Consider the following 20,244-nt stretch of genomic DNA (forward strand, 5'->3'; position numbering starts at 1 on the left):
TCCAGCGGCAAAGACGATGATCTCAAACGCGATCGACCGCCCAAACCGCTAAAGAGCGGCGGCGGCGACGGGCGAACAGGATGGTCGCGGCGTTGATCATGGCGCGCGGCTATAAAGCCAGATCAGGTTTCCGTCAAGGTTTCGGCGTCAGATCACCCGCCAGATCCATTCCATGATCTTGGCAAGCACGTCGCCGAACAGCAGGAGCACGGCCGACCAGATCAAGGCCGAGACGAAATTGGCGGCCTGGAAGCTCCAATAAGGCATCTCGAAGATGCCGGCCGCGAGCGGCACCGAGGCGCGCAAGGGGCCGAAGAAGCGGCCGATGAAGATGCTGGGGACGCCCCAGCTGCGCACGAAAGCCTCGCCTCTGGGCAGGAGTTCCGGATAGCGCGAAAGCGGCCACATCTGCGCGACCTTCTCCTTGTAGCGGTAGCCGAACCAGTACGAGACCCAGTCGCCGAGCGCCGCGCCGAGGCCGCCGGCGATCCAGACCGGATAGAAGCTGATGCCGCTCGCCCCGATCAGCGCACCGATCGCAACCAGCGCGCCCCAGGCCGGGATCAGCAGCGAGATGAAGGCCAGCGATTCCCCGAAGGCGAGCACGAACACGATCGGAGCCGCCCAGGCCTGGTGAACGCGCACGAAATCGGCCAGGGCGTGCGCAATCTGCTCCATCTAAAAAAAGCCTTCCCGCCCCGTCTCAAGGTGCTGCTCGATGAAAAAGACTGGTAAGCCAAGGGCTTGTGTGACATCAAGTCACAAAACTCGCTCGACGCGGACGGTCCGGTCAAATTGCCGGGAATTGCAGGGCCTGCGGCGTAAAATCGCCGGGATTGGCTCCCAACCAAACCGCCCGGCCCGCCCCGCGGTAACCTTTCCAAGTCAGAAGTGGCATAGTCGGCCTAACCGATTCGCCGCTGATGCGGCCCTCAAAGCGTATCAAGATATATGTCCAAGCAGTTGAAACCCAAAGCAAAAGACGATTTTTTCGGCGGCGATGAGCCAAAGCCTCGCGCGCCTGCCAAGGCGGCTTCGCGCGGAACCGGCGGCGAAGCCGACTACACCGCGGCCGACATCGAGGTGCTCGAAGGCCTGGAACCGGTGCGGCGCCGGCCCGGCATGTATATCGGCGGCACCGACGAGAAGGCGCTGCATCATCTGTTCGCCGAAGTCATCGACAACTCGATGGACGAGGCGCTCGCGGGACATGCGACCTTCATCGGCGTCGAGCTCTCCGCGGACGGCTTCCTGACCGTCACCGACAACGGCCGCGGCATTCCGATCGACCCGCATCCAAAATTCCCGAAGAAATCGGCGCTCGAAGTCATCATGTGCACGCTGCATTCGGGCGGCAAATTCGACTCCAAGGTCTACGAGACCTCCGGCGGCTTGCACGGCGTCGGCATCTCCGTGGTGAACGCCCTCTCCTCGTTGCTCGAGGTCGAGGTCGCGCGCAGCCAGAAGCTCTACCGCATGACGTTCGAGCGCGGACACCCCAAAGGCAAGCTCGAGGATCTCGGCAAGATCAACAACCGCCGCGGCACGCGCGTCCGCTTCAAGCCCGATACCGACATCTTCGGCGCCAAGGCTGCGTTCAAGCCGCAGCGCCTGTTCAAGATGACGCGCTCGAAGGCGTATCTGTTCGGCGGCGTCGAGATCCGCTGGAATTGCGCGCCCGAACTGCTCAAGGGCGTCGAGGACGTCCCGGCCGAAGCGACGTTCCACTTCCCCGGCGGCCTCAAGGACTATCTGGCGGCTGCAATTCACGCCGACACGCTGGTGCATCCCGACATCTTCTCGGGCAAGTCGGGCCGCAACGGCGCGCATGGCGCCTGTGAATGGGCGGTCGCGTGGACCGCGGATGCCGACGGCTTTCTCTCTTCCTATACCAACACCGTCCCGACGCCCGATGGCGGCACGCACGAATCCGGCCTGCGCAGCGCGCTGCTGCGCGGCCTGAAGGATCACGCCGAGCGCGTCGGCCAGGGCAAGCGCGCCTCGTCCATTACGTCGGAAGACGTGATGGTCGGCGCCGCCGTGATGCTCTCGGTGTTCGTGCGCGAACCCGAATTCCAGGGCCAGACCAAGGATCGTCTCGCCACCGCGGAGGCGCAGCGCATCGTCGAACAGGCGATGAAGGATCCGTTCGATCACTGGCTCTCGGGCAATCCGAACATGGCCAACAGGCTGCTCGATTTCGTGATCGACCGCGCCGAGGAGCGGCTGCGGCGCCGCCAGGAAAAGGAGACGGCGCGCAAGACCGCCGGCAAGAAGCTGCGCCTGCCCGGCAAGCTCGCCGACTGCACCGACGCCGGCACCGAAGGCTCCGAGCTCTTCATCGTCGAAGGCGACTCGGCCGGCGGCAGCGCCAAGCAGGCGCGCGACCGCAAGACCCAGGCCGTGCTGCCGTTGCGCGGCAAGATCCTCAACGTCGCCTCCGCCGGCAAGGACAAGCTGACGGCCAATGCCCAGCTCTCCGACCTCGTGCAGGCCATCGGCTGCGGCCAGCTCCTGCAATACCGCGAAGAGGATCTGCGCTATCAGCGCATCATCATCATGACCGATGCCGACGTCGACGGCGCCCACATCGCTTCGCTTCTGATCACCTTCTTCTACCGGCAGATGCCGCGGCTGATCGACGAAGGGCACCTCTTCCTCGCGGTGCCGCCGCTTTACAAGCTCACGCACGGCACCAAGTCGGTTTACGCGCGCGACGACAAGCACAAGGAAGAGCTGATCAAGAGCACGTTCAACGCCAACGCCAAGGTTGAGGTGAACCGCTTCAAAGGCCTCGGCGAGATGATGCCGGCGCAGCTCAAGGAGACCACGATGGATCCGAGCAAACGCACGCTGCTCAAGGTGGTGCTGCTCGCCGACGATCGCGACACCACGGCGGATTCGGTGGAACGACTGATGGGCACCAAGGCCGAGGCGCGCTTCGCGTTCATCTCGGACAAGGCCGAGTTTGCCAGCGAAGAGCTGCTGGACGTGTGAGTCCTCGGCGCTGTAGCGCTTCATCGAGAGCCCCGGCGAAAAGCCGGGGCTCTTTTGCTTTGCGGGGGTGACGACGTCGCTGCGGTCCGTACGGCTTTGAGCGATTCCCGGCACCGTCGTTGCGACTCGGCCAACGACTCACGGCGCTCAGGCGGAGGCACGACTGCCTCCATTTCGGACAAGGCGGGATTTACTAACGAAACCTTACCCGAGGTTGAATTCCAAAAAGCTCAGTAAGGCTTTGAATTTATGTGATTATTCCAGATTTCGACAGCCGCCACCGAAATGCCCGCGTATCGGCGTTTTCCGGCGACTGTGCCTGCCCGGCAACAGCATTCCGGCGAGAAACGTCTATAGTCCGGACATCAGATGACACGAACTTCAGTGCGCTCGCGCTGCTACACAGACCAAGGTTGGGGATTTTTATCATGAAGAAGGTTTTGCTCGCTCTGACCGCGGTTGCCGCGATGACCGGTTCGGCCTCGGCGGCCGATCTCGGTGCCCGTCCCTACGTGAAGGCCCCGATGCCGGCGCCCGTCGCGAACTGGACCGGCTTCTACGTCTTCGGCGGCGGCGGCGGCGGCCTCTCCAATGCCGACCAGAGCATCGTGGACACGGCGACCGGCACTCCGTTGACGATCACACAGCGCCAGGGCGGCTCCGGCTGGTTCGGCACCGTCGGCGCCGGTTACGACTGGCAGTTCAGCGGTACTTGGGTTGCCGGTGTGTTCGGCGACGCCCAGTTCGGCAGCATCCGCGCCACCATCCAGGATCCCATCTTCGGCATCACCGGCAACCAGAAGCTGGAAACCTCCTGGGCCGCGGGCGTGCGCCTCGGCTGGCTGGTCGCCCCGAACGTTCTCTCCTACGTCAACGGCGGTTACTCGGGCGCCCACTTCGGTCAGACCAACTTCACGACGCTGGGCGGCACTCCCGTGGGCGTCCATCTCGCCAGCTACGACCGTCACGGCTGGTTCGTCGGCGGCGGTGTCGAGAACAGCCTGAACATCTTCGGTATCACTTCGCCGGGCTGGTTCATGAAGACCGAGTATCGTTCGGCCTTCTACAACGCCAAAACCCAAACCGAGCTCTTGGATGGCACCAACGCGCCGCTCATCAACAGCGTCCGCGCCAACAGCTGGAACCAGACGATCTCGACCTCGCTGGTCTACCGCTTCAACTGGACCGGTCCGGTCGTCGCGAAGTATTGATCCGAACGCAAGTTCAGACGTCAAAGCCCCGGCATCGCCGGGGCTTTTTCGTTATGGACTGGTCGGCGACCAATGCTCGACTTCAGTGTCGTACGCAGCGAGCCGAACTCCGATCACTCACATAACATTGGTGATCGCCCGCCCCCGCATCGCGACATGCGCTGGGCTTCGCCGCGTTGGCTTCTGCCGGCGGCGCCATTGTATCCGAACCGAAGCTACGGTTACTGTGTGCCCCAAGCTTTCGTGGCCGCAGCAATCGTTCGTGCCGCGAGTCGCGACGGAAACGGACCGACGGGGAGGAATGCATGCGCAGATTTCTGCTTGTAGCAGGGCTGTTTGCCCTCGCCGTTGGGCTGCTCTGGATTGGACAGGGCACGGGTACGGTGCCCTGGCCGCGATCGAGCTTCATGGTCAACCAGCTGCATTGGGCCGCCTATGGCGCCGCCATGGCCGGCTTCGGGCTGGTGCTGATCTGGCAGAGCAACCAATAAAAGAAACCAGGGAATACAAGCATGACATCCAGCCGGTTCGAGCTCCGCGGCAAGGTCGCGATCGTAACAGGAGGCAATGGCGGCATCGGGCTCGGCATGGCGCGCGGCCTTGCCGATGCCGGCGCCGACATTGCCGTGGTCGGACGCAACGAGGCCAAGTCCAAAGCAGCAGTCGAAGATCTCAGGCAGCGCGGCGTCAAGGCGATCGCGGTTGCGACCGATGTCACCGACAAGGCCGCGATCGAAGCCATGATCGCGCGCGTGGTGAAGGATCTCGGCCGCATCGACATCCTCGTCAACAACGCCGGCATGAGCATCCGCAAGCCGCCGCACGAACTCGAGCTCGACGAGTGGAACAAGGTGATCGACACCAACCTCACCAGCGCCTTCCTATGCTCGAAGCTCGCTTATCCGGCCTTGAAGGCGTCAGGCAACGGCAAGGTGATCAACATCGGCTCGATGATGTCGATCTTCGGTGCGAGCTTCGCCACCGCCTACGCGGCAAGCAAGGGCGGCATCGTGCAGTACACGCGTGCCTGCGCCAATGCCTGGGCGCCCGACAACATCCAGGTCAATGCGATCCTGCCGGGCTGGATCGACACCGACCTCACCCGCGGCGCGCGGCAGCAGGTGTCGGGATTGCACGAGCGGGTGCTGGCGCGCACGCCTGCGGGGCGCTGGGGCGACATCGACGACTTCGCCGGCATTGCCGTGTTCCTGGCCTCGCCAGCATCGAACTTCGTCACGGGCACCGCGATCCCCGTCGATGGCGGCTTCTCGGTGATGGCCTGAGGCCGGGCCTGTCGGCCATTCAACAACGCAAAAAAAGAAGCCCCGGACAAATCCGGGGCTTTTGAATTTAGGCAGTGCTTTTTTTGATCGTTGGTCGCGTTGCGTCGTCGACGTGCTCAGTAACGGGCAATGACAGGTGCGTCGAACTTGTAGCTCGCGCGCACGACGGCCCACTGGATGTCGCGCGGCTTGGCGTCGAAGGTGTAATTCCCCGAGGTGCCGCCGAGCTGATAGGTCTGGCTGCCGAAGGCAGCGTAGTTGTATTCGAGGCCGACGATCCAATTGCGGGTGACGCCATATTCCCAGCCGGCGCCGACGGTCCAGCCGTTGGCCCAGTGGGTCTGTCCGCCCGAGCCCGACACACCGATGGTGTCGCTGACCGACAGACGGTTGTTCGCGCCGGCATAGCCGCCCTTGACGTAGAAGAGGTTGTTCTGCACGGCGAAGCCGGCGCGGCCGACCACGGTCGCGAGCACGTTGGTGCGCCAGGAGAACACGTCGTCGCCCGCACCGAACGCGGTGTTCGTGAACGAGCCCTTGTTGTCGAGGCCGGATATCGTGCCTTCCATGCCGAACACGTAGTTGTTGGCTTGCCAGTTGTAGCCGATCTGGGCGCCGCCCATGATGCCTGCGCTGCGCTGACGATAGCCCTCGCCCGGGACGAGATCGCCGAACGGCGCACCGGTCCCGTTGTTAATGAACTGCTGGTTGGTCCATGCGCCGCCGATGTGACCGCCGACATAGAAACCGGTCCAGTTGAACAGGGGCTCCACATAGGCTGGCGCCTTCGTGTAGCGCGCGCCGAGATCGGCGGCGGAGGCCGCGCCCGTCGAAACCAGAGCGGTCGTGCAAGCGAAGGCGGCAATCAATTTGTTACGCATGGTACAACCCCGTGTCCTTTGATGGACGCACGGTCACAGACGGGTGTTACTAAAATTCGAATCAAGAGAGTTAACGCGGCGCATGGGCACGCGCCGGTCCGCAAATCCGTCGGCGCTGTTGCACCCTCGCAACGCTGCACACGCGGTTTAACGCAACATTATCCCTACCGAATTCCCGCGCTACGCTGCCGGCGCAGCTTTCGAGTGCACGTGCTCGGGCCGCACGCCGAGCGCAAGCAGGCGCGCCGGAATGCCCTGCAGCCATGGCAGCGCGGTGATGAGGCGCACGATCAGCGGCACCTTGAGCGGCCGGTCACTGCCTTGCAAGGCGTCGCTGATGATCTTGTTCTGCACGATCACCTGCATTCGCTGCGTCATCTTCACCGGGAACTCGCGGCGACGGCGCACGGCATCGAGATCGCTCTCGGACGGGCAGCCGTGCTGCATCTTGTCCGCCAGCAGATTGGCGGTTGCGACAGCATCCTGCACGGCGAGATTGACGCCGACGCCGCCGACCGGAGACATCGCATGCGCGGCATCGCCAATGCAAAGCAGACCCGGCCGCGTCCAGCGCGCCATGCGGTTGATCGCGACGGTCAGCAGCTTGACGTCGTCAAAGCTCTTCACGTCGGCGATGCCGGACCTGAGGATCGGGGCCATGCGCACGACGTCGTCGAGCAGCGCCTGCAGTCCCCTCGCCTTCACCGCCTCATGCTGTCCCTTGGCGATGACATAGGCGCACTGCCAATAGTCGCCGCGATCGAAGGTGATCATCATCTTGCCGGGCTCGACGCGCGCGAACACGCTTTCCGTCTCGTCGGCCTTGCGGCCGGCGCGGAACCACAGCACATCCATCGGCGCGCCGATTTCCTCGACGACGAGGCCGGCGCGCTCGCGCACCGTCGAATGCCGGCCGTCGCAGGCGATGGTGAGATCGGCTTCGATGTCGATGATGCCGTCAGGCGTTTTCGCCCGCACCCCGGCGATCGTCTCGCCGCGGCGGATTAGATCGACCGCCTCCGTACTCATCATCACCTCGAGCGAGGCAAAGCGCCGGCCGGCCTCGCGCAGGAAATTCAAGAAATCCCATTGCGGCATGAAGGCGATGAAGGGGTATTTGGTGTGGAGCCGGCTGAGATCGGCGATGCGCACCGGTGTGCCGCCGAACAGGCCGTCCATCTTCTGTAGGCGTTGATGCGGCAGCTTCAGGAAGCCGTCGATCAGACCGAGCTCGTCCATGACCTCGAGCGTCGAGGGATGCACGGTGTCGCCGCGGAAATCGCGGAAGAAATCCGCATGCTTCTCCAGCACCACAACCTCGATGCCGGCGCGCCCCAGGAGATAGCCGAGCATCATGCCGGCCGGCCCGCCGCCGACAATGCAGCAACGGACTCTTTTCGTCCGGTTCGGTTGTTGGTCGGATGTCATTGCAGCCACGATCCGCGATGCGAGTAGCGATCAAGATATGGCGGGCAATGTAACGCCAATTCCGGTCGAACGGCGCTTGAATTTGGATGCGCGATCTCCAACGCCGGCCGGCCGCTCAGATCACGCCGGCCCTTCCGATCCCGGGAATAAGCCGCGCGCCCTGTCGTTATCAGGACACGCGCCGAAGCTGCGATGCGGAAGAGAGCGAGCCGAGGGCCTAGCGTTGCTCGCGGCGAGGAGCCGCGTCTACCATCAGCCGCGCGCGTCACGGCAGCCGGTCGCCACTTGCGCGGCAACGGAAAGGCCCGCACTGCGGCGGGCTCTCTGCACGGGATCTAGACTATTTCTGATCCTCATTGCTGGTCCCGGTGCCCGGACTGCCGATCGGCAACCCGTTCGGCGCATGACCGACACCTGCGTTCCGTCCAGCTTGCGCGGCCGCTGGCGAGGTGCCGTTTGCAGTCGGGGACTGAGCGTTCGGATTGTTCAAGCCGGTATTGGTGTTGACGTTGGCACCGGTAGTGGTGCCATGAGTGCCCATTCCCGAAGGAGCCGACGGCCCCGAATTGGCGCTGCCGGATGAGGTGCCCATTCCGGCACCCGAGCTGGCAGCGGATCCCGCGCTTCCGCCCCCGGTCCCCGTACCGGCAGCAGCACCGGCACCGCCACCCGCACCACCGCTGCCTCCTCCGCCAGCACCTCCGCCTCCCTGGGCAAAAGCGGTCGTCGAAAGCGCAGCGCATGCGAAAGCTATGAGGATGGACTTGCGGATCATGGATCGTCTCCCTGGTTTGACAGACAATCCGGGTGACCAAGGAGTTGTTCCGTCGCCTGCGGCGAACGGACGTCCGCTACCTCAGGGCTTCGACTTCCGTTCCCATGGGCGCTTGCCATCGGAATCACGATCCCAGGGACGCGTCATCGGAGCCACCTTTTCATCCTGGGCGGCCTTCGCACGGTCCGCTTGGACGCGTTCCCGGTCGGTCAGTGGCTGCGTGGGGATTGGAGCAGTTTGCGCCAGAGCCGGAAGCGTCGTGAGCAGCGCGACGATGATGAATTTTGTCATCCCCAGCTCTAACATTTCCACCGTTGGCTTGTCCGATTTAAGTTCGTCCATCCCGTCACGCCCCGCCCGATGAACACGGCCTCAATTATTGCCGCGATTCGCGCTGCGGAAACTCTTGATCTCCGAGACGCTGCCGTCGCGATAGGTCAGCTCCACCGAGAGGGACTGCGTGGCGGGCGCAAGCTTCATGTAGAGCGGCATGCCGGCGGTGATCGCACTGGGGTCGCGCATGTCGCAAGCAGGCATCCTCAGCACCTGGTTGGGCACGGCAGTGTCGATGCCGATGCGCACCTCGCGGATGGCGCAGCGATAGGACACGAGGTGCGTGTAGTAGACCAGCAGCCCGTTGAACTCGCGGAAGGACAGCCAGCTCGTCGACGTCATGTCGAGGATCTTGCGCTGGTCGCGGATCAGCGCGGCCTCAGGATCGAACCTGATCGGAAACGGCCCCTGCATGTCGCCGGACTGATCGACATAGCGGACCTCGATGGTGCCGGCCTGTGCATCCGGCGGCAATTCGATCGACGGGTTCGGCATCCGCTTGCGCGTGCGCGGATCGAGCGTGTCGATGAAGCCGGTCTCGCGGAAATCGCCCTTGCCGGCCATGCGCCAGGAAATGCCGAGAGTCGGGTCGGCGAACGAGAACACCACGCTCCAGCCGCCATTGTGCCGCGAGAAGCTCGCGATCGGCGCGTTGAGGGTCTCCTCCTTCGGCAGTTGCGGCACCGACACCGGAGGTAGCGCCGCGAGCTTCTGCGGTGGCGGATCAGCCGGCCTCGCGACGGAATCCTTCGCCATGCCGCTGAGGAAGACGTCGTCGACCATCTGGTCGAAATAGACCGGCACCTGCCTATGCTTGACGGTATCGGCCATCTCGCTGACGGCACGGCGGGTGCGCTGCGCCACCTGCACGAGGTTCTCGCCGGGCTGAAGCAGCTCCTTGGCGAAGGTGCGCGTGAACACCGAATTGGGATTGGCGTCGTCGTTGGAGAGGCGGTCGAGCGCGGTCTGGCGGGGACCAGCCGAAAACACCGAGAACACGCCTTCGGGCAGCTGCACCATCGGGGCAAGCCCGCCGCCACCGGCGACTGCGCGGGTGCCCTTGCGCTCGAACGGGTTGTTGCGGCAGGCGTCGAATACGAGGATCGAGGTCCGCGCCTTCTTGTTCTGGAGGCGCTCGACGATGCGGTCGGCCAGGATCGAGGCGTCACGCACCAGCTCTTCCTGCCCTTCGGTCGCCGCCGGCACGTCGGTCGGCAGCAGGTAGTTCTGGCCCGCGATCTCGAAACCGTGGCCGGCGTAGAAGAAGAATGCGGTGTCGCCTGGCTCGATCGTCTTGTCGAAGGCGAGCAGGGTCTCGGAGAATTGCTGCCGGCTCTGGTTCTCGGCGACCATCACCGAGAAGCCGAGCTGCTTCAGCGTATCGCCCATGGTGCGGGCGTCGTTGACCGCCTTGAGCAGCTTCGGAACGTTCCTGTAGTCGTTGTTGCCGACGACGAGTGCGACACGCTTCTCGGCATAGGCGGGAGCTACGAAGCCGCTCAGGCCCGCCGCCAGGCCAAGGGCCGCCAGAATTCCGAAAAGCCGACGCGTCATCGCAAAATTCCCGTTGCAGAACGGCGCCACGCCGCTTCCCTCGAACAGCAGTTCATTGGACCCCCTGCCGCTGTGTGATAGCCGGCCCAGATGTAACGAGGGTTCAAGGGCCCGGGCCCCGGTTCCACGATCTGCCTATGGCAGATTGCGCCGGAATCTGCTTTTTCTTTGGCATCAGGCAAACGCGCTCGAAGCGAGGGGGCTGCCGTGTATCGCTGGTGTACCGACGAAGTCGAGCCGCACGATCGCTTCGATTATTGGCGCGAGGTGCGCTCGAAGGGATTGTTCGGCGTAACCGCCGAACTCGAGCGCGAACGGCGCGCGGACTTCTTCGGCGAATTCTCGCTGCGCCAGCTTGGCGGCGCCGGCCTCGTCGAGCTGAAGGCCTCGCAATATACGGTCGAGCGCAGCAGCTCCGACATCGCCTACGCACCCGGCGACAGCATCTGCGTCTACCAGCAACTCGGCAGCGGCGGCTGGTTCGGCGGCATGCGCGGAAACGACTTCGCGATCGCCCCGGGCAATTTCGCCACCAGCCATACCGACCTGCCCTACCGCACGGCGCCGCTGGGCGCCGGGGGCTTCCACCTGCGGATCCTGAAGATTCCAGTCAGCAGCATCCCGGCGCAGGACAAACGCATGCGCGAGCTTGCGCCCCGGACGTTCGGCGATCCCACCCTGGCGCCCCTGCTCGGGGCCTGCTTTGCCGAGCTCGGCGAAGCCTCCACGGATCAGGGCGCCAGCAATGCGACCTCCCTCGTCCAGGCTTTGGCCCATCTGGCGCTGATCGAGCGCGGCATCGTCAGGCCCGGCAGCCGGCGCGGACAGGCCGCGCTACGGACCGCCCGCCTCTCGCGGGCCCAGCGCCTGATCGCGGGCCACCTGCAAAACCCGGATCTGGCACCGACGATGGTGGCCGACGAGCTCGGCGTGTCCGTACGCCACCTGCACATGCTGTTCGAGACTGCGGCGAAGAGCTTCTCACAGACCGTGACGGACGAACGCCTGAAACAGAGCCGCCGCCTGATGCGTGAGGCACCGGAGCGGCTGATCGCCGACATCGCGACCTCCTGCGGCTTCGAGAGCCTGGCAACCTACTACCGGGTCTTCAATGCCGCTTATGGCATGGCCCCAGGCGACTTCCGGGCGCAGGGCTCCGATAGGCGTTAGCCGCCGTTTTGGCGGCTCAGGCCGGAGCGCGGGGTTGCGCGGAAAAACCCCAGTCGCACCCGCTATTTGGTAAAAACCTCAGGTTTTTTAGGACCTTCCCGCGCCCGCTCCATTGACTTTGGCCGATTCCCGCCTATGTTCCGGGGCGACGCGGCTCAGATCGAAGACCGATTCCTGAGCCTGGCGCTTTGTTCGCGTGAGTCAGCACCCCCAGCTTCTTTGAGAGCGCGCCGTTTCGGGGTGGAACGCGACAGCCTTATTACCCTCGATTCCGAACGGCGGTTTCGACCAGAGGCTCAATGTCCTTTTCAGATCTCGGACTGTCCGAAAAAGTCCTCGCCGCAGTGGCGGCCACCGGTTACACCACCCCCACCCCCATTCAGGAACAGGCGATCCCCCACGTCCTCGCACGCAAGGACGTGCTCGGCATCGCCCAGACCGGCACCGGCAAGACTGCGGCCTTCGTGCTGCCGATGCTCACCATCCTCGAAAAGGGCCGGGCCCGGGCGCGCATGCCGCGCACGCTGATCCTCGAGCCGACCCGCGAGCTCGCGGCCCAGGTCAAGGAAAACTTCGACCGCTACGGCGCCGGCCAGAAACTAAACGTCGCGCTTCTGATCGGCGGCGTTTCCTTCGGCGACCAGGATGCCAAGCTGACGCGCGGCGTCGACGTGCTGATCGCCACCCCCGGCCGCCTGCTCGACCATACCGAGCGTGGCGGTCTACTCCTCACCGGGGTCGAGCTGCTCGTCATCGACGAAGCCGATCGCATGCTGGACATGGGCTTCATCCCCGACATCGAACGCGTCTGTAAGCTCGTACCGTTCACGCGACAGACCCTGTTCTTCACCGCGACCATGCCGCCGGAAATCCGGCGCATCACCGAAGCCTTCCTGCACAATCCGCAGAAGGTCGAAGTGTCCAAGCCTGCCACCACTGCCGTGACCGTCACGCAGTCGCAGGTGCCCGCGGGACGCGAGGCGCATGAGAAGCGCGAGCTGCTTCGCCGCCTGCTGCGCGAGGCCAAGGACCTCAAGAACGCGATCATCTTCTGCAATCGCAAGCGCGAAGTCGCCATCGTTCACAAATCGCTCCAGAAGCATGGTTTCAGCGTCGGCGCACTGCACGGTGACATGGACCAGCCGGCCCGCATGGCGGCGCTCGAACAGTTCCGCAAGGGCGAGCTACCGCTTCTCGTCGCCTCGGACGTTGCCGCCCGCGGCCTCGACATTCCCGAGGTCAGCCACGTCTTCAATTTCGACGTCCCCCACCATCCCGATGACTACGTCCACCGCGTCGGCCGCACCGGCCGCGCCGGTCGCACCGGCACCGCGATCTCGATCGTGACGCCGCTCGACCAGAAGTCGATGGTGGCAATCGAGAAGCTGATCGGCCAGAGCATTCCGCGCGCCGAAGGCGACTTTGAAATCCACGCCGAAGCCTCCGATGGGACCGAGCGTCCGCGCGAGTCGCGCGGCCGCGAACGTTCACGCGGCGGACGCGGCAAGCCGCAGCGCGGCCGCGATCGTGAGCGCAGCCACGAGCCGCGCGAGCCCCGTGGCGAGGCGAGACATGCTTCCGAGGCAAGACAATCTTCTGAAGCAAGACATTCTTCCGAAGCAAAGAGTTCTTCGGAGGCAAGACAGCCCGCTGAAGCCAGGCATCGTTCTGACGACAAGCGCAGGGCCGAGCCGCGTCACGACGCGCGCCAGCAGGCTAATAATTCGCATGTGCCGTCGATCGGCCGCCCCGAGCCCCGCCGCCAGCGCGAAGCCGACAGCGAGCCGGGCGATCATTCGCATCTGCCGGCGTTTCTGCTGCGGCCGGTTCGCTCCTCCCCCGCCGGAGCCTGAGGCGCGAAGCGCCCCAGGTTTCGGTTGAGCAAAGCCGCCGCACAATTTTTTAGATGCATTCGTGAACGTATATTTACGGGGTGTTCACGATCGTCCGTTAGCCTACGAACATAATTTAAGCATTGCTGCGGTCGACGGCGCATCGACCGCTGTGGGGTATGTTCCGTGGTCAAGGTTCTCGATGAACACGAACGCACGATGGCGTTCGCCGAGGTAGCACTCGGGCAGATCCGATCGCTACGGCAGACGGCAATTCCCCGCAACTATGAGATTTGGTACGTCTACGCCACCGGCTACAACGCGCCGCTCAACAAGATCGTCAATGAGACGCTGGCGCGCAGCGGCAAGCTGACTGAAGCCGATCTCGAGCAGATCTACGAGACCTATCTCTCCCACATCAAGACCACCGACCGCATCGACAAGGTCGGTGCGCGCGTCATCGGCGAGATCGACGACGTGATGAAGGTCTTGAGCGATGCACTCGGCATGACCGGCTCCTACGATGCCAGCCTGTCGGGAGCCACCGAGAAACTGGCGTCGGCCAAGAACCGCGAGCAGATCAAGGCGATCGTCGAGACGCTGCTGCGTTCGACCAGCGAGATGCGCGAGACCAACAAGACGCTGGAAGACCGGCTGACGCTGTCGATGAACGAGATCAGCAATCTCCAGCAGAGCCTGGAGGCGATCCGCGCCGAGAGCCTGACCGATCCGCTCACGGGCCTTGGCAACCGCAAATATTTCGACCGTATGATCGACATGGCGGTGCAGAGCGCCCTCGCCTCGGGCGAGCCGCTGTCGCTGCTGCTGTTCGACATCGATCATTTCAAGTCGTTCAACGATTCCTACGGCCATCTCACCGGCGACCAGGTGCTGCGGCTCGTCGGCTTGTCGCTGAAGCAGACCATCAAGGGCCAGGACATCACCGCGCGCTATGGCGGCGAGGAATTCGCGGTCGTGCTCCCCAATACCGCACTGCGTCAGGCCCTCACGGTGGCCGACCACATCCGCCGCGCGGTGATGGCGAAGGAATTGAAGAAGAAGTCCACCGGCGAGATCCTCGGCCGCGTCACCATCTCCGTCGGCGTCTCCATGCTCAAGCCGGGCGACGACACCGACGCGCTGATCGAACGTGCGGATGCCTGCCTCTATGCCGCCAAGCGCAACGGCCGCAACCGCGTGATCTGCGAAGCCGATCCGGAATACGCGGTCGAGACCCACAGCCGGGTGGCGTAGATTTTCAAAGAGCTGCCGTAGGGTGGGCAAAGGCGCGTAAGCGCCGTGCCCACGATCTCGGCATGATTATTTCGAACCGTGGGCACGCTTCGCTTTGCCCACCCTACAGCATCGCCGCTTGACATTATTCCGTGGCGAACAACATCTGACACGACAACATTGGCCGCCTGCACCCGAGCCCGCAAAGGACTTGTCGTCGTGCCCAATCCCCATGATTTTCACGCGCCGCAACCGTCCTACACCAGGGATGAGCTGCTGAGATCGAGCGAAGGCGGCTATTTCGGCCCCGGCAATGCGCAATTGCCGGCGCCACCGATGCTGATGATGGACCGCATCACGGAAATCAGCCTGGACGGCGGCGAATTCGGCAAGGGCCATATCGTCGGCGAGCTGGATATCGTGCCGGACCACTGGTTCTTCGATTGTCACTATCGAGGTGATGCGATGATGCCGGGAAGCCTGGGCCTGGATGCGATGTGGCAGATGGTCGGCTATTGGCTCGGCTGGTCGGGCTCACCGGGCAAGGGCCGCGCCATCGGCGTCGGCGAAGTCGAGTGCACGGGCACCATCACTCCGGAGACGCGACGCGTGCGCTACGAGGTCGCCATGCGGATGGTCCGCCGCGGCAAGCTGGTGCTCGGAATTGCCGATGGCCGTGTGCTTGCCGACAGCGTCTGCGTCTTCACCGCCAAGGACATGAGGGTTGGCCTGACCAAAGCCGTGGATTGAGGCTCGTAGGGTGGGCAAAGGCGCGCAAGCGCCGTGCCCACCATCTCTCCACAATCAGCAGCCTAACCGTGGGCACGCTTCGCTTTGCCCACCCTACGAACCGATTTCTTGGCCGAGTGCTTCTTGGCGATTGGCTTCTTCGCCACCTTGTTCTTCGGCCGCTTCTTCACCTTTGCACGCTGGGCGGCAGCGAGGGCAGCCCTCGCCCATTGTGCTAGCTCCGCGGAATCGTCGAACAGGCGCGCCGGCAGCTCCCAATAGGAGTTGACCACCACGGTCTTGGCGCGGGTCGAGTACTGAAACGGCTTTGAGCCTTCGGCTTCAAAGTCTGGGATCGTCACCTCGTCGGCGCGCAAGAACAGGCCGGCACGCAGCGACAGCGCGAAGTTGATGCCGTCGGCGGAGATGCCGTAGCCGGAGAACATTTTTCGGATGGTGATGGGGCCGAAATCGGCGAACAGGTCGGTCAGAAATTCGCGGTCCATGGGCACCCTCGTGCCCCGGACGCAGCGCAACGTGTAACGATGCGCTGCTGAGCCGGGGCCCAGTCTCTTGCGCTGGTGACTATAGCGTGGGTCCCGGCTCTGCGCAGCAGCGCAAGGGCGCTGCGGCGCGTCCGGGACACGAGAGTATTGGGAAAGCGTTACCCGTCGATCTTGGCCGGCCGCAGCTCGACCGACTCGCCGCAGCCGCAGGCGGAAATCTGGTTCGGATTGTTGAAGACGAACTGGGCCTGCATCTTGTCGGCCTTGTAGTCCATCTCGGTGCCGAGCAGGAACAGCACGGCCTTGGGATCGACCAGGATCTTGACGCCCTTGTCCTCGACGACCTCGTCGGTCGGGCGGACGTCGTGGGCGTATTCGACCGTGTAGGACTGGCCGGCGCAGCCGCCGTTCTTCACGCCGACGCGCAGGCCGACGATCTCGGAATCGGCGCGCTGGGTCAGCTCGGTGATGCGCTGGGCAGCAGCGTCCGTCAGCCGCATCACCTGCGGGCGCGGTCGCCGCGGCTTCGGAGTGGATGCTGGTGTCGCCTGGGTCATCTTATCTATCTGGTCCGTTGCGGAGCAAATTCAATGCTGAGGTTACGCGTCACCACATGTTGAGCACGAGGCGCGCCTCGTCGCTCATGCGTTCCGGCGACCACGGCGGCTCCCAGACGACCTTGACGTCGACTACGCCGACGCCGGGGACGCTGGCAACCGCGTTCTCGACCATGGTCGGCAGCTCGCCGGCGGCCGGGCAGTTCGGCGTCGTCAGCGTCATCTGGACGTCGACGGAGCGATCGTCCTTGATCTCGACCTTGTAGATCAGGCCGAGCTCGTAGATGTCGGCCGGGATTTCCGGGTCGAACACGGTCTTCAGCCCGGCGATGATCTCCGTGGTCAGCCGCTCGGTCTCCTCCGGCGGCAGCGCCGAATGGGTCTCCATCGGACTAGCTTTGATTTCGGCCGTGTCACTCATGCGAACAAATCCCGCGCCTTCAAAAGCGCCTGTGCCAGATGATCGACTTCTTCCCGCGTATTATACATGCCGAACGAGGCCCGGCAGGTGGCCGTTACGTTGAACCGCTCTAAAAGCGGCATGACGCAATGGGTGCCGGCCCGCACCGCGATGCCCTGGCGGTCGATCACGGTGGCGACGTCGTGGGCGTGTGCGCCCTTCAGCTCGAAGGAGATCACCGGGCCCTTGCCCCGTGCCGTGCCGATCAGCCGCAGCGAATTGATCTCGCGGAGCCGATCCTGGGCATAGGTGGTGAGATCGTGCTCGTGCGCGGCGATACGCTCCTTGCCGATCGAATTGACGTAGTCGATGGCCGCGCCAAGGCCGACGGCCTCGACGATCGCGGGCGTGCCCGCCTCGAATTTGTGCGGGGGATCGCCATAGGTGACGACCTCGCGCGAGACCTCGCGGATCATCTCGCCGCCGCCGTTGAAGGGACGCATTGCGACGAGGTGGTCGTACTTGGCCCAGAGGATACCGATGCCGGTCGGCCCATAAACCTTGTGACCGGTGAAGACGTAGAAATCGCAGCCGATGTCCTGGACGTCGACGGGCAGATGCACCGCGCCCTGGCTGCCGTCGACCAGCACAGGAATGCCGCGGGCGTGGGCGATCTTCACGACCTCCTTGACCGGCACGATGGTGCCGAGCGCGTTCGACATCTGCGTGATCGCGACCAGTTTGGTCTTGGCCGTCAGCAGCTTCTCGAACTCGTCGATGAGGAAGTTGCCCTCGTCGTCGACCGGCGCCCATTTGATCACGGCACCCTGGCGTTCCCTGAGGAAATGCCAGGGCACGATGTTGGAATGGTGCTCCATGATCGAGAGGACGATCTCGTCGCCCTCTTTGATGTTCGGCCCGCCCCAGGACGAGGCGACCAGATTGATTGCCTCGGTCGCGTTGCGAGTGAAGATCACTTCTTCCGTACGGGGCGCGTTGATAAACTGCGCCACCTTGGTGCGGCCGCCCTCATAGGCTTCGGTCGCCGCGTTAGCGAGGTAATGCAGGCCGCGATGCACGTTGGCGTATTCGCTCGTATAGGCCTGCGTCATGCGGTCGAGCACGGCGCTGGGCTTCTGCGCCGAGGCGGCGTTGTCCAGATAGACCAGCTTCTTGCCGTAGACCTGCATCGCGAGCGCCGGGAAATCCTGGCGCACGCGCGCGACGTCATAGGCACCGTTCTTGACTGCAGGATGCGTGCTCATTGGCGCCGCTCCAGCCAACGCTCGGCGATGCCGATCACATGCTCGCGTAAGCCGTCATCGGCGATCTGCTCGATCGCCTCGCCCACGAAAGCCTGGATCAGCAGCGCCTGGGCCTGCTTCTCCGGCAGGCCACGCGCCTTCAGATAGAACAACAGGCTGTCGTCGAGCGCGCCGGCGGTGGCGCCGTGACCGCAGGAGACGTCGTCGGCAAAGATCTCGAGCTCAGGCTTGTTGTCGGCCTCGGCTTCATCCGAGAGCAGCAGCGCGCGGGTCATCATCTTGCCATCGGTCTTCTGCGCGTCGGGGCGGACGATGATGCGGCCCTGGAACACCGAATGAGCGCGGTCGTCGATCACGGCGCGGAAGATCTCGCGGCTGACGCAGTTCGGCACGGCATGGTCGACCACCAGCGTGGTGTCGCCGTGCTCGGTCTTCTGCAACAGGTTGACGCCGTTGGCGGAGAGCTCACTGCCCTCCCCCGCCAGCGTGATGAAGCCCTGGAGGCGGCTGACAGCCGCGCCGGTGGTCATATTGAAGAACTTGAGCTTCACGTTGGCGCCGACGGTGACGAAGTGCGAGGTCACGTTCACGGCGTCGGGTGCATCGTCCATCAGGCGAATATGCGCAACGTCGGCATCATCGCCGACAGAGACGATCACGGCATCATTGACCTGGTAAGCCTTGCTGCCTGCCGCAACGAAGCTCTCGACGATGGTGGCGTGCGCGCCCTTCCCGATCCTGACCTGCGAGCGGGTGAAGGCCGACGCCGATGTGGCGGTCGCGATGTGGATGATCTGGATCGGTGCGGACAGCTGTGCGCCGTCGGCAATCGACAGCACCACGCCATCGGTCGCCATTGCGGCGTTCAGCGCGATCACGGCATCGGTGGACGCGGTCTTCAACAGACCGGCATCCTTCTCCAGCGTCTCCCGCAGCGTCTTGAAGCCGGCCTCGGAGGCGAGCGCCTTGACGTCGGAGAGATCGGCTGCGAACACGCCGTCGACCAGGACCAGCTTGCGGGCTCCTGCGATCGCATGCGTCTTCACCGCGTCCGCGGCGCGCTTCAGCGCGGCCGCATCGGGCGCGGCTGCCAGCGGCAGCACCTCGCCGACCAGCGCGCGCAGGTCGGTGTATTTCCATTCCTCGATCCGGCGGTTCGGAAGGCCGAGACGCTCATAGGTCTCGAACGCCTCGCGTCGCACGGCGGTGACCGCGGTCGAACCCGGCAGCCGGCCCTCGGCGCTGGTGAAGAGATCGCTCACCGCGCGGCCCTTTCCGGTCTTTGCCACAGCAACGTTCATTGCAAAATTCCTTACGCGGCATCCTCGAACTGGGCGTAGCCGGATGCTTCCAACTCCAGCGCCAGTTCCTTGCCGCCGCTCTTCACGACACGGCCCTTCGACATCACATGCACCACGTCGGGCACGATGTAGTTCAGCAGCCGCTGATAATGGGTGATGACGACCATCGCGCGCTTGGGCGAGCGCAGCGCGTTGACGCCGTCGGCCGCAATGCGCAGCGCGTCGATGTCGAGGCCAGAATCCATCTCGTCGAGGATGCACAGGCTCGGCTCGAACAGCGCCATCTGCAGCACCTCGTTGCGCTTCTTCTCGCCGCCGGAGAAGCCCACATTGACGCCGCGCTTGAGCATGTCCTGCGGGATGTTCAGCGACTTCGAGACCTCACGAACCTTCTTCAGGAAGTCCGGCGTCGAATATTCGCTCTCGCCGCGTGCCTTGCGCTGCGCGTTCAGCGCGGTGCGCAGGAAGTTCATGGTGGCGACGCCGGGAATCTCTACCGGATACTGGAACGCCAGGAACACGCCCTTGGCGGCGCGCTCGTCCGGCGACATCTCGAGCAGATCCTCACCCTTGAACAGGATCTGGCCGTCGGTGACCTCGTAGCCGGGCTTGCCGGCGATGACGTGGGAGAGCGTCGATTTGCCGGAGCCGTTCGGCCCCATGATCGCGTGGACCTCGCCCTCGTTCACGGTCAGCGTCAGCCCGTGGAGGATCTCACGCTCCTCGACACGAACCTTGAGGTCTTTCACTTCAAGCAAAGCCATTTTGGTGTCCAGTCTATTCAAATGA

Annotated in this window: 19 protein-coding genes; 8 read left to right on the plus strand and 11 right to left on the minus strand. The window is 64.1% G+C overall.

What is annotated here, in order from left to right:
* Positions 1 to 147: 147 nt before the first annotated feature.
* Positions 148 to 678, minus strand: a complete 531-nt coding sequence (locus tag CV770_RS04450; RefSeq protein ID WP_091956836.1) for a DedA family protein — start codon at positions 676 to 678, stop codon at positions 148 to 150.
* 273 nt (positions 679 to 951) lie between these two features.
* Here CV770_RS04450 and parE point away from each other — a divergent pair, with 273 nt between their 5' ends.
* The 4 genes from parE to CV770_RS04470 all read left to right on the plus strand — a co-directional run bounded on the left by parE (position 952) and on the right by CV770_RS04470 (position 5,491).
* Positions 952 to 2,997, plus strand: a complete 2,046-nt coding sequence (parE, locus tag CV770_RS04455) for a DNA topoisomerase IV subunit B (RefSeq protein WP_091956837.1) — start codon at positions 952 to 954, stop codon at positions 2,995 to 2,997.
* A gap of 428 nt (positions 2,998 to 3,425) precedes the next feature.
* On the plus strand, positions 3,426 to 4,208 hold the full coding sequence (locus tag CV770_RS04460) for an outer membrane protein (protein ID WP_091956838.1): 783 nt from the start codon (positions 3,426 to 3,428) through the stop codon (positions 4,206 to 4,208).
* Positions 4,209 to 4,513: 305 nt separating this feature from the next.
* The gene (locus CV770_RS04465) at positions 4,514 to 4,699 is read left to right on the plus strand and encodes a hypothetical protein (RefSeq protein WP_091956839.1); all 186 of its coding nucleotides are present in this window, start codon (positions 4,514 to 4,516) and stop codon (positions 4,697 to 4,699) included.
* A 21-nt stretch (positions 4,700 to 4,720) separates the two neighbouring features.
* A complete protein-coding gene (locus CV770_RS04470; protein ID WP_091956840.1) occupies positions 4,721 to 5,491 on the plus strand; it encodes an SDR family NAD(P)-dependent oxidoreductase in 771 nt (256 codons plus the stop codon).
* Between the two features lie 116 nt (positions 5,492 to 5,607).
* On the opposite strand, the gene CV770_RS04475 is transcribed toward CV770_RS04470, so the two are convergent.
* The 4 genes from CV770_RS04475 to CV770_RS04490 all read right to left on the minus strand — a co-directional run bounded on the left by CV770_RS04475 (position 5,608) and on the right by CV770_RS04490 (position 10,462).
* Positions 5,608 to 6,372: an outer membrane protein gene (locus CV770_RS04475; protein WP_104461455.1), complete on the minus strand. Its 765-nt coding sequence runs from the start codon at positions 6,370 to 6,372 to the stop codon at positions 5,608 to 5,610.
* Positions 6,373 to 6,552: 180 nt separating this feature from the next.
* Positions 6,553 to 7,800, minus strand: coding sequence for an FAD-dependent oxidoreductase (locus tag CV770_RS04480; RefSeq protein ID WP_104461456.1), 1,248 nt, complete (start codon positions 7,798 to 7,800; stop codon positions 6,553 to 6,555).
* Between the two features lie 856 nt (positions 7,801 to 8,656).
* A complete protein-coding gene (locus CV770_RS04485) occupies positions 8,657 to 8,917 on the minus strand; it encodes a hypothetical protein (RefSeq protein ID WP_245453675.1) in 261 nt (86 codons plus the stop codon).
* 30 nt (positions 8,918 to 8,947) lie between these two features.
* Complete coding sequence (locus CV770_RS04490; protein WP_104461498.1) at positions 8,948 to 10,462, minus strand: caspase family protein; 1,515 nt, start codon at positions 10,460 to 10,462, stop codon at positions 8,948 to 8,950.
* A 207-nt stretch (positions 10,463 to 10,669) separates the two neighbouring features.
* Between CV770_RS04490 and CV770_RS04495 the strand changes: the two genes are divergently transcribed.
* From CV770_RS04495 to fabA, 4 genes are all read left to right on the plus strand, one after another.
* A complete protein-coding gene (locus CV770_RS04495) occupies positions 10,670 to 11,632 on the plus strand; it encodes a helix-turn-helix domain-containing protein (RefSeq protein WP_104461457.1) in 963 nt (320 codons plus the stop codon).
* 299 nt (positions 11,633 to 11,931) lie between these two features.
* On the plus strand, positions 11,932 to 13,485 hold the full coding sequence (locus tag CV770_RS04500; protein ID WP_091956845.1) for a DEAD/DEAH box helicase: 1,554 nt from the start codon (positions 11,932 to 11,934) through the stop codon (positions 13,483 to 13,485).
* 165 nt (positions 13,486 to 13,650) lie between these two features.
* The gene (locus CV770_RS04505; protein ID WP_104461458.1) at positions 13,651 to 14,718 is read left to right on the plus strand and encodes a GGDEF domain-containing protein; all 1,068 of its coding nucleotides are present in this window, start codon (positions 13,651 to 13,653) and stop codon (positions 14,716 to 14,718) included.
* Positions 14,719 to 14,916: 198 nt separating this feature from the next.
* Entirely contained in the window at positions 14,917 to 15,447 is a 531-nt protein-coding gene (gene fabA, locus CV770_RS04510; protein WP_091956983.1) for a bifunctional 3-hydroxydecanoyl-ACP dehydratase/trans-2-decenoyl-ACP isomerase, read from the plus strand.
* 62 nt (positions 15,448 to 15,509) lie between these two features.
* Here the strand turns inward: fabA and CV770_RS04515 are convergent, their stop codons facing one another.
* The 6 genes from CV770_RS04515 to sufC all read right to left on the minus strand — a co-directional run bounded on the left by CV770_RS04515 (position 15,510) and on the right by sufC (position 20,219).
* Complete coding sequence (locus tag CV770_RS04515) at positions 15,510 to 15,932, minus strand: TfoX/Sxy family protein (RefSeq protein WP_104461459.1); 423 nt, start codon at positions 15,930 to 15,932, stop codon at positions 15,510 to 15,512.
* Between the two features lie 158 nt (positions 15,933 to 16,090).
* A complete protein-coding gene (locus CV770_RS04520) occupies positions 16,091 to 16,489 on the minus strand; it encodes a HesB/IscA family protein (protein ID WP_018323036.1) in 399 nt (132 codons plus the stop codon).
* A 49-nt stretch (positions 16,490 to 16,538) separates the two neighbouring features.
* Positions 16,539 to 16,910 carry an SUF system Fe-S cluster assembly protein gene (locus CV770_RS04525; protein ID WP_018323035.1) on the minus strand — a complete coding sequence of 124 codons (372 nt, stop codon included), beginning with the start codon at positions 16,908 to 16,910 and terminating at the stop codon, positions 16,539 to 16,541.
* A complete protein-coding gene (locus CV770_RS04530; protein WP_104461460.1) occupies positions 16,907 to 18,154 on the minus strand; it encodes a cysteine desulfurase in 1,248 nt (415 codons plus the stop codon). The genes CV770_RS04525 and CV770_RS04530 overlap by 4 nt, the downstream gene beginning before the upstream one ends.
* Positions 18,151 to 19,455 (minus strand): Fe-S cluster assembly protein SufD, encoded by a 1,305-nt coding sequence (gene sufD, locus CV770_RS04535; protein WP_104461461.1) that lies wholly within the window; start codon positions 19,453 to 19,455, stop codon positions 18,151 to 18,153. The genes CV770_RS04530 and sufD overlap by 4 nt, the downstream gene beginning before the upstream one ends.
* Positions 19,456 to 19,466: 11 nt before the next feature.
* Entirely contained in the window at positions 19,467 to 20,219 is a 753-nt protein-coding gene (gene sufC / locus CV770_RS04540) for a Fe-S cluster assembly ATPase SufC (protein WP_165637354.1), read from the minus strand.
* Between the last annotated feature and the right edge of the window lie 25 nt (positions 20,220 to 20,244).

Origin of the sequence: Bradyrhizobium sp. AC87j1 (assembly GCF_002936975.1) — a bacterium.
Classification (GTDB): domain Bacteria; phylum Pseudomonadota; class Alphaproteobacteria; order Rhizobiales; family Xanthobacteraceae; genus Bradyrhizobium; species Bradyrhizobium shewense.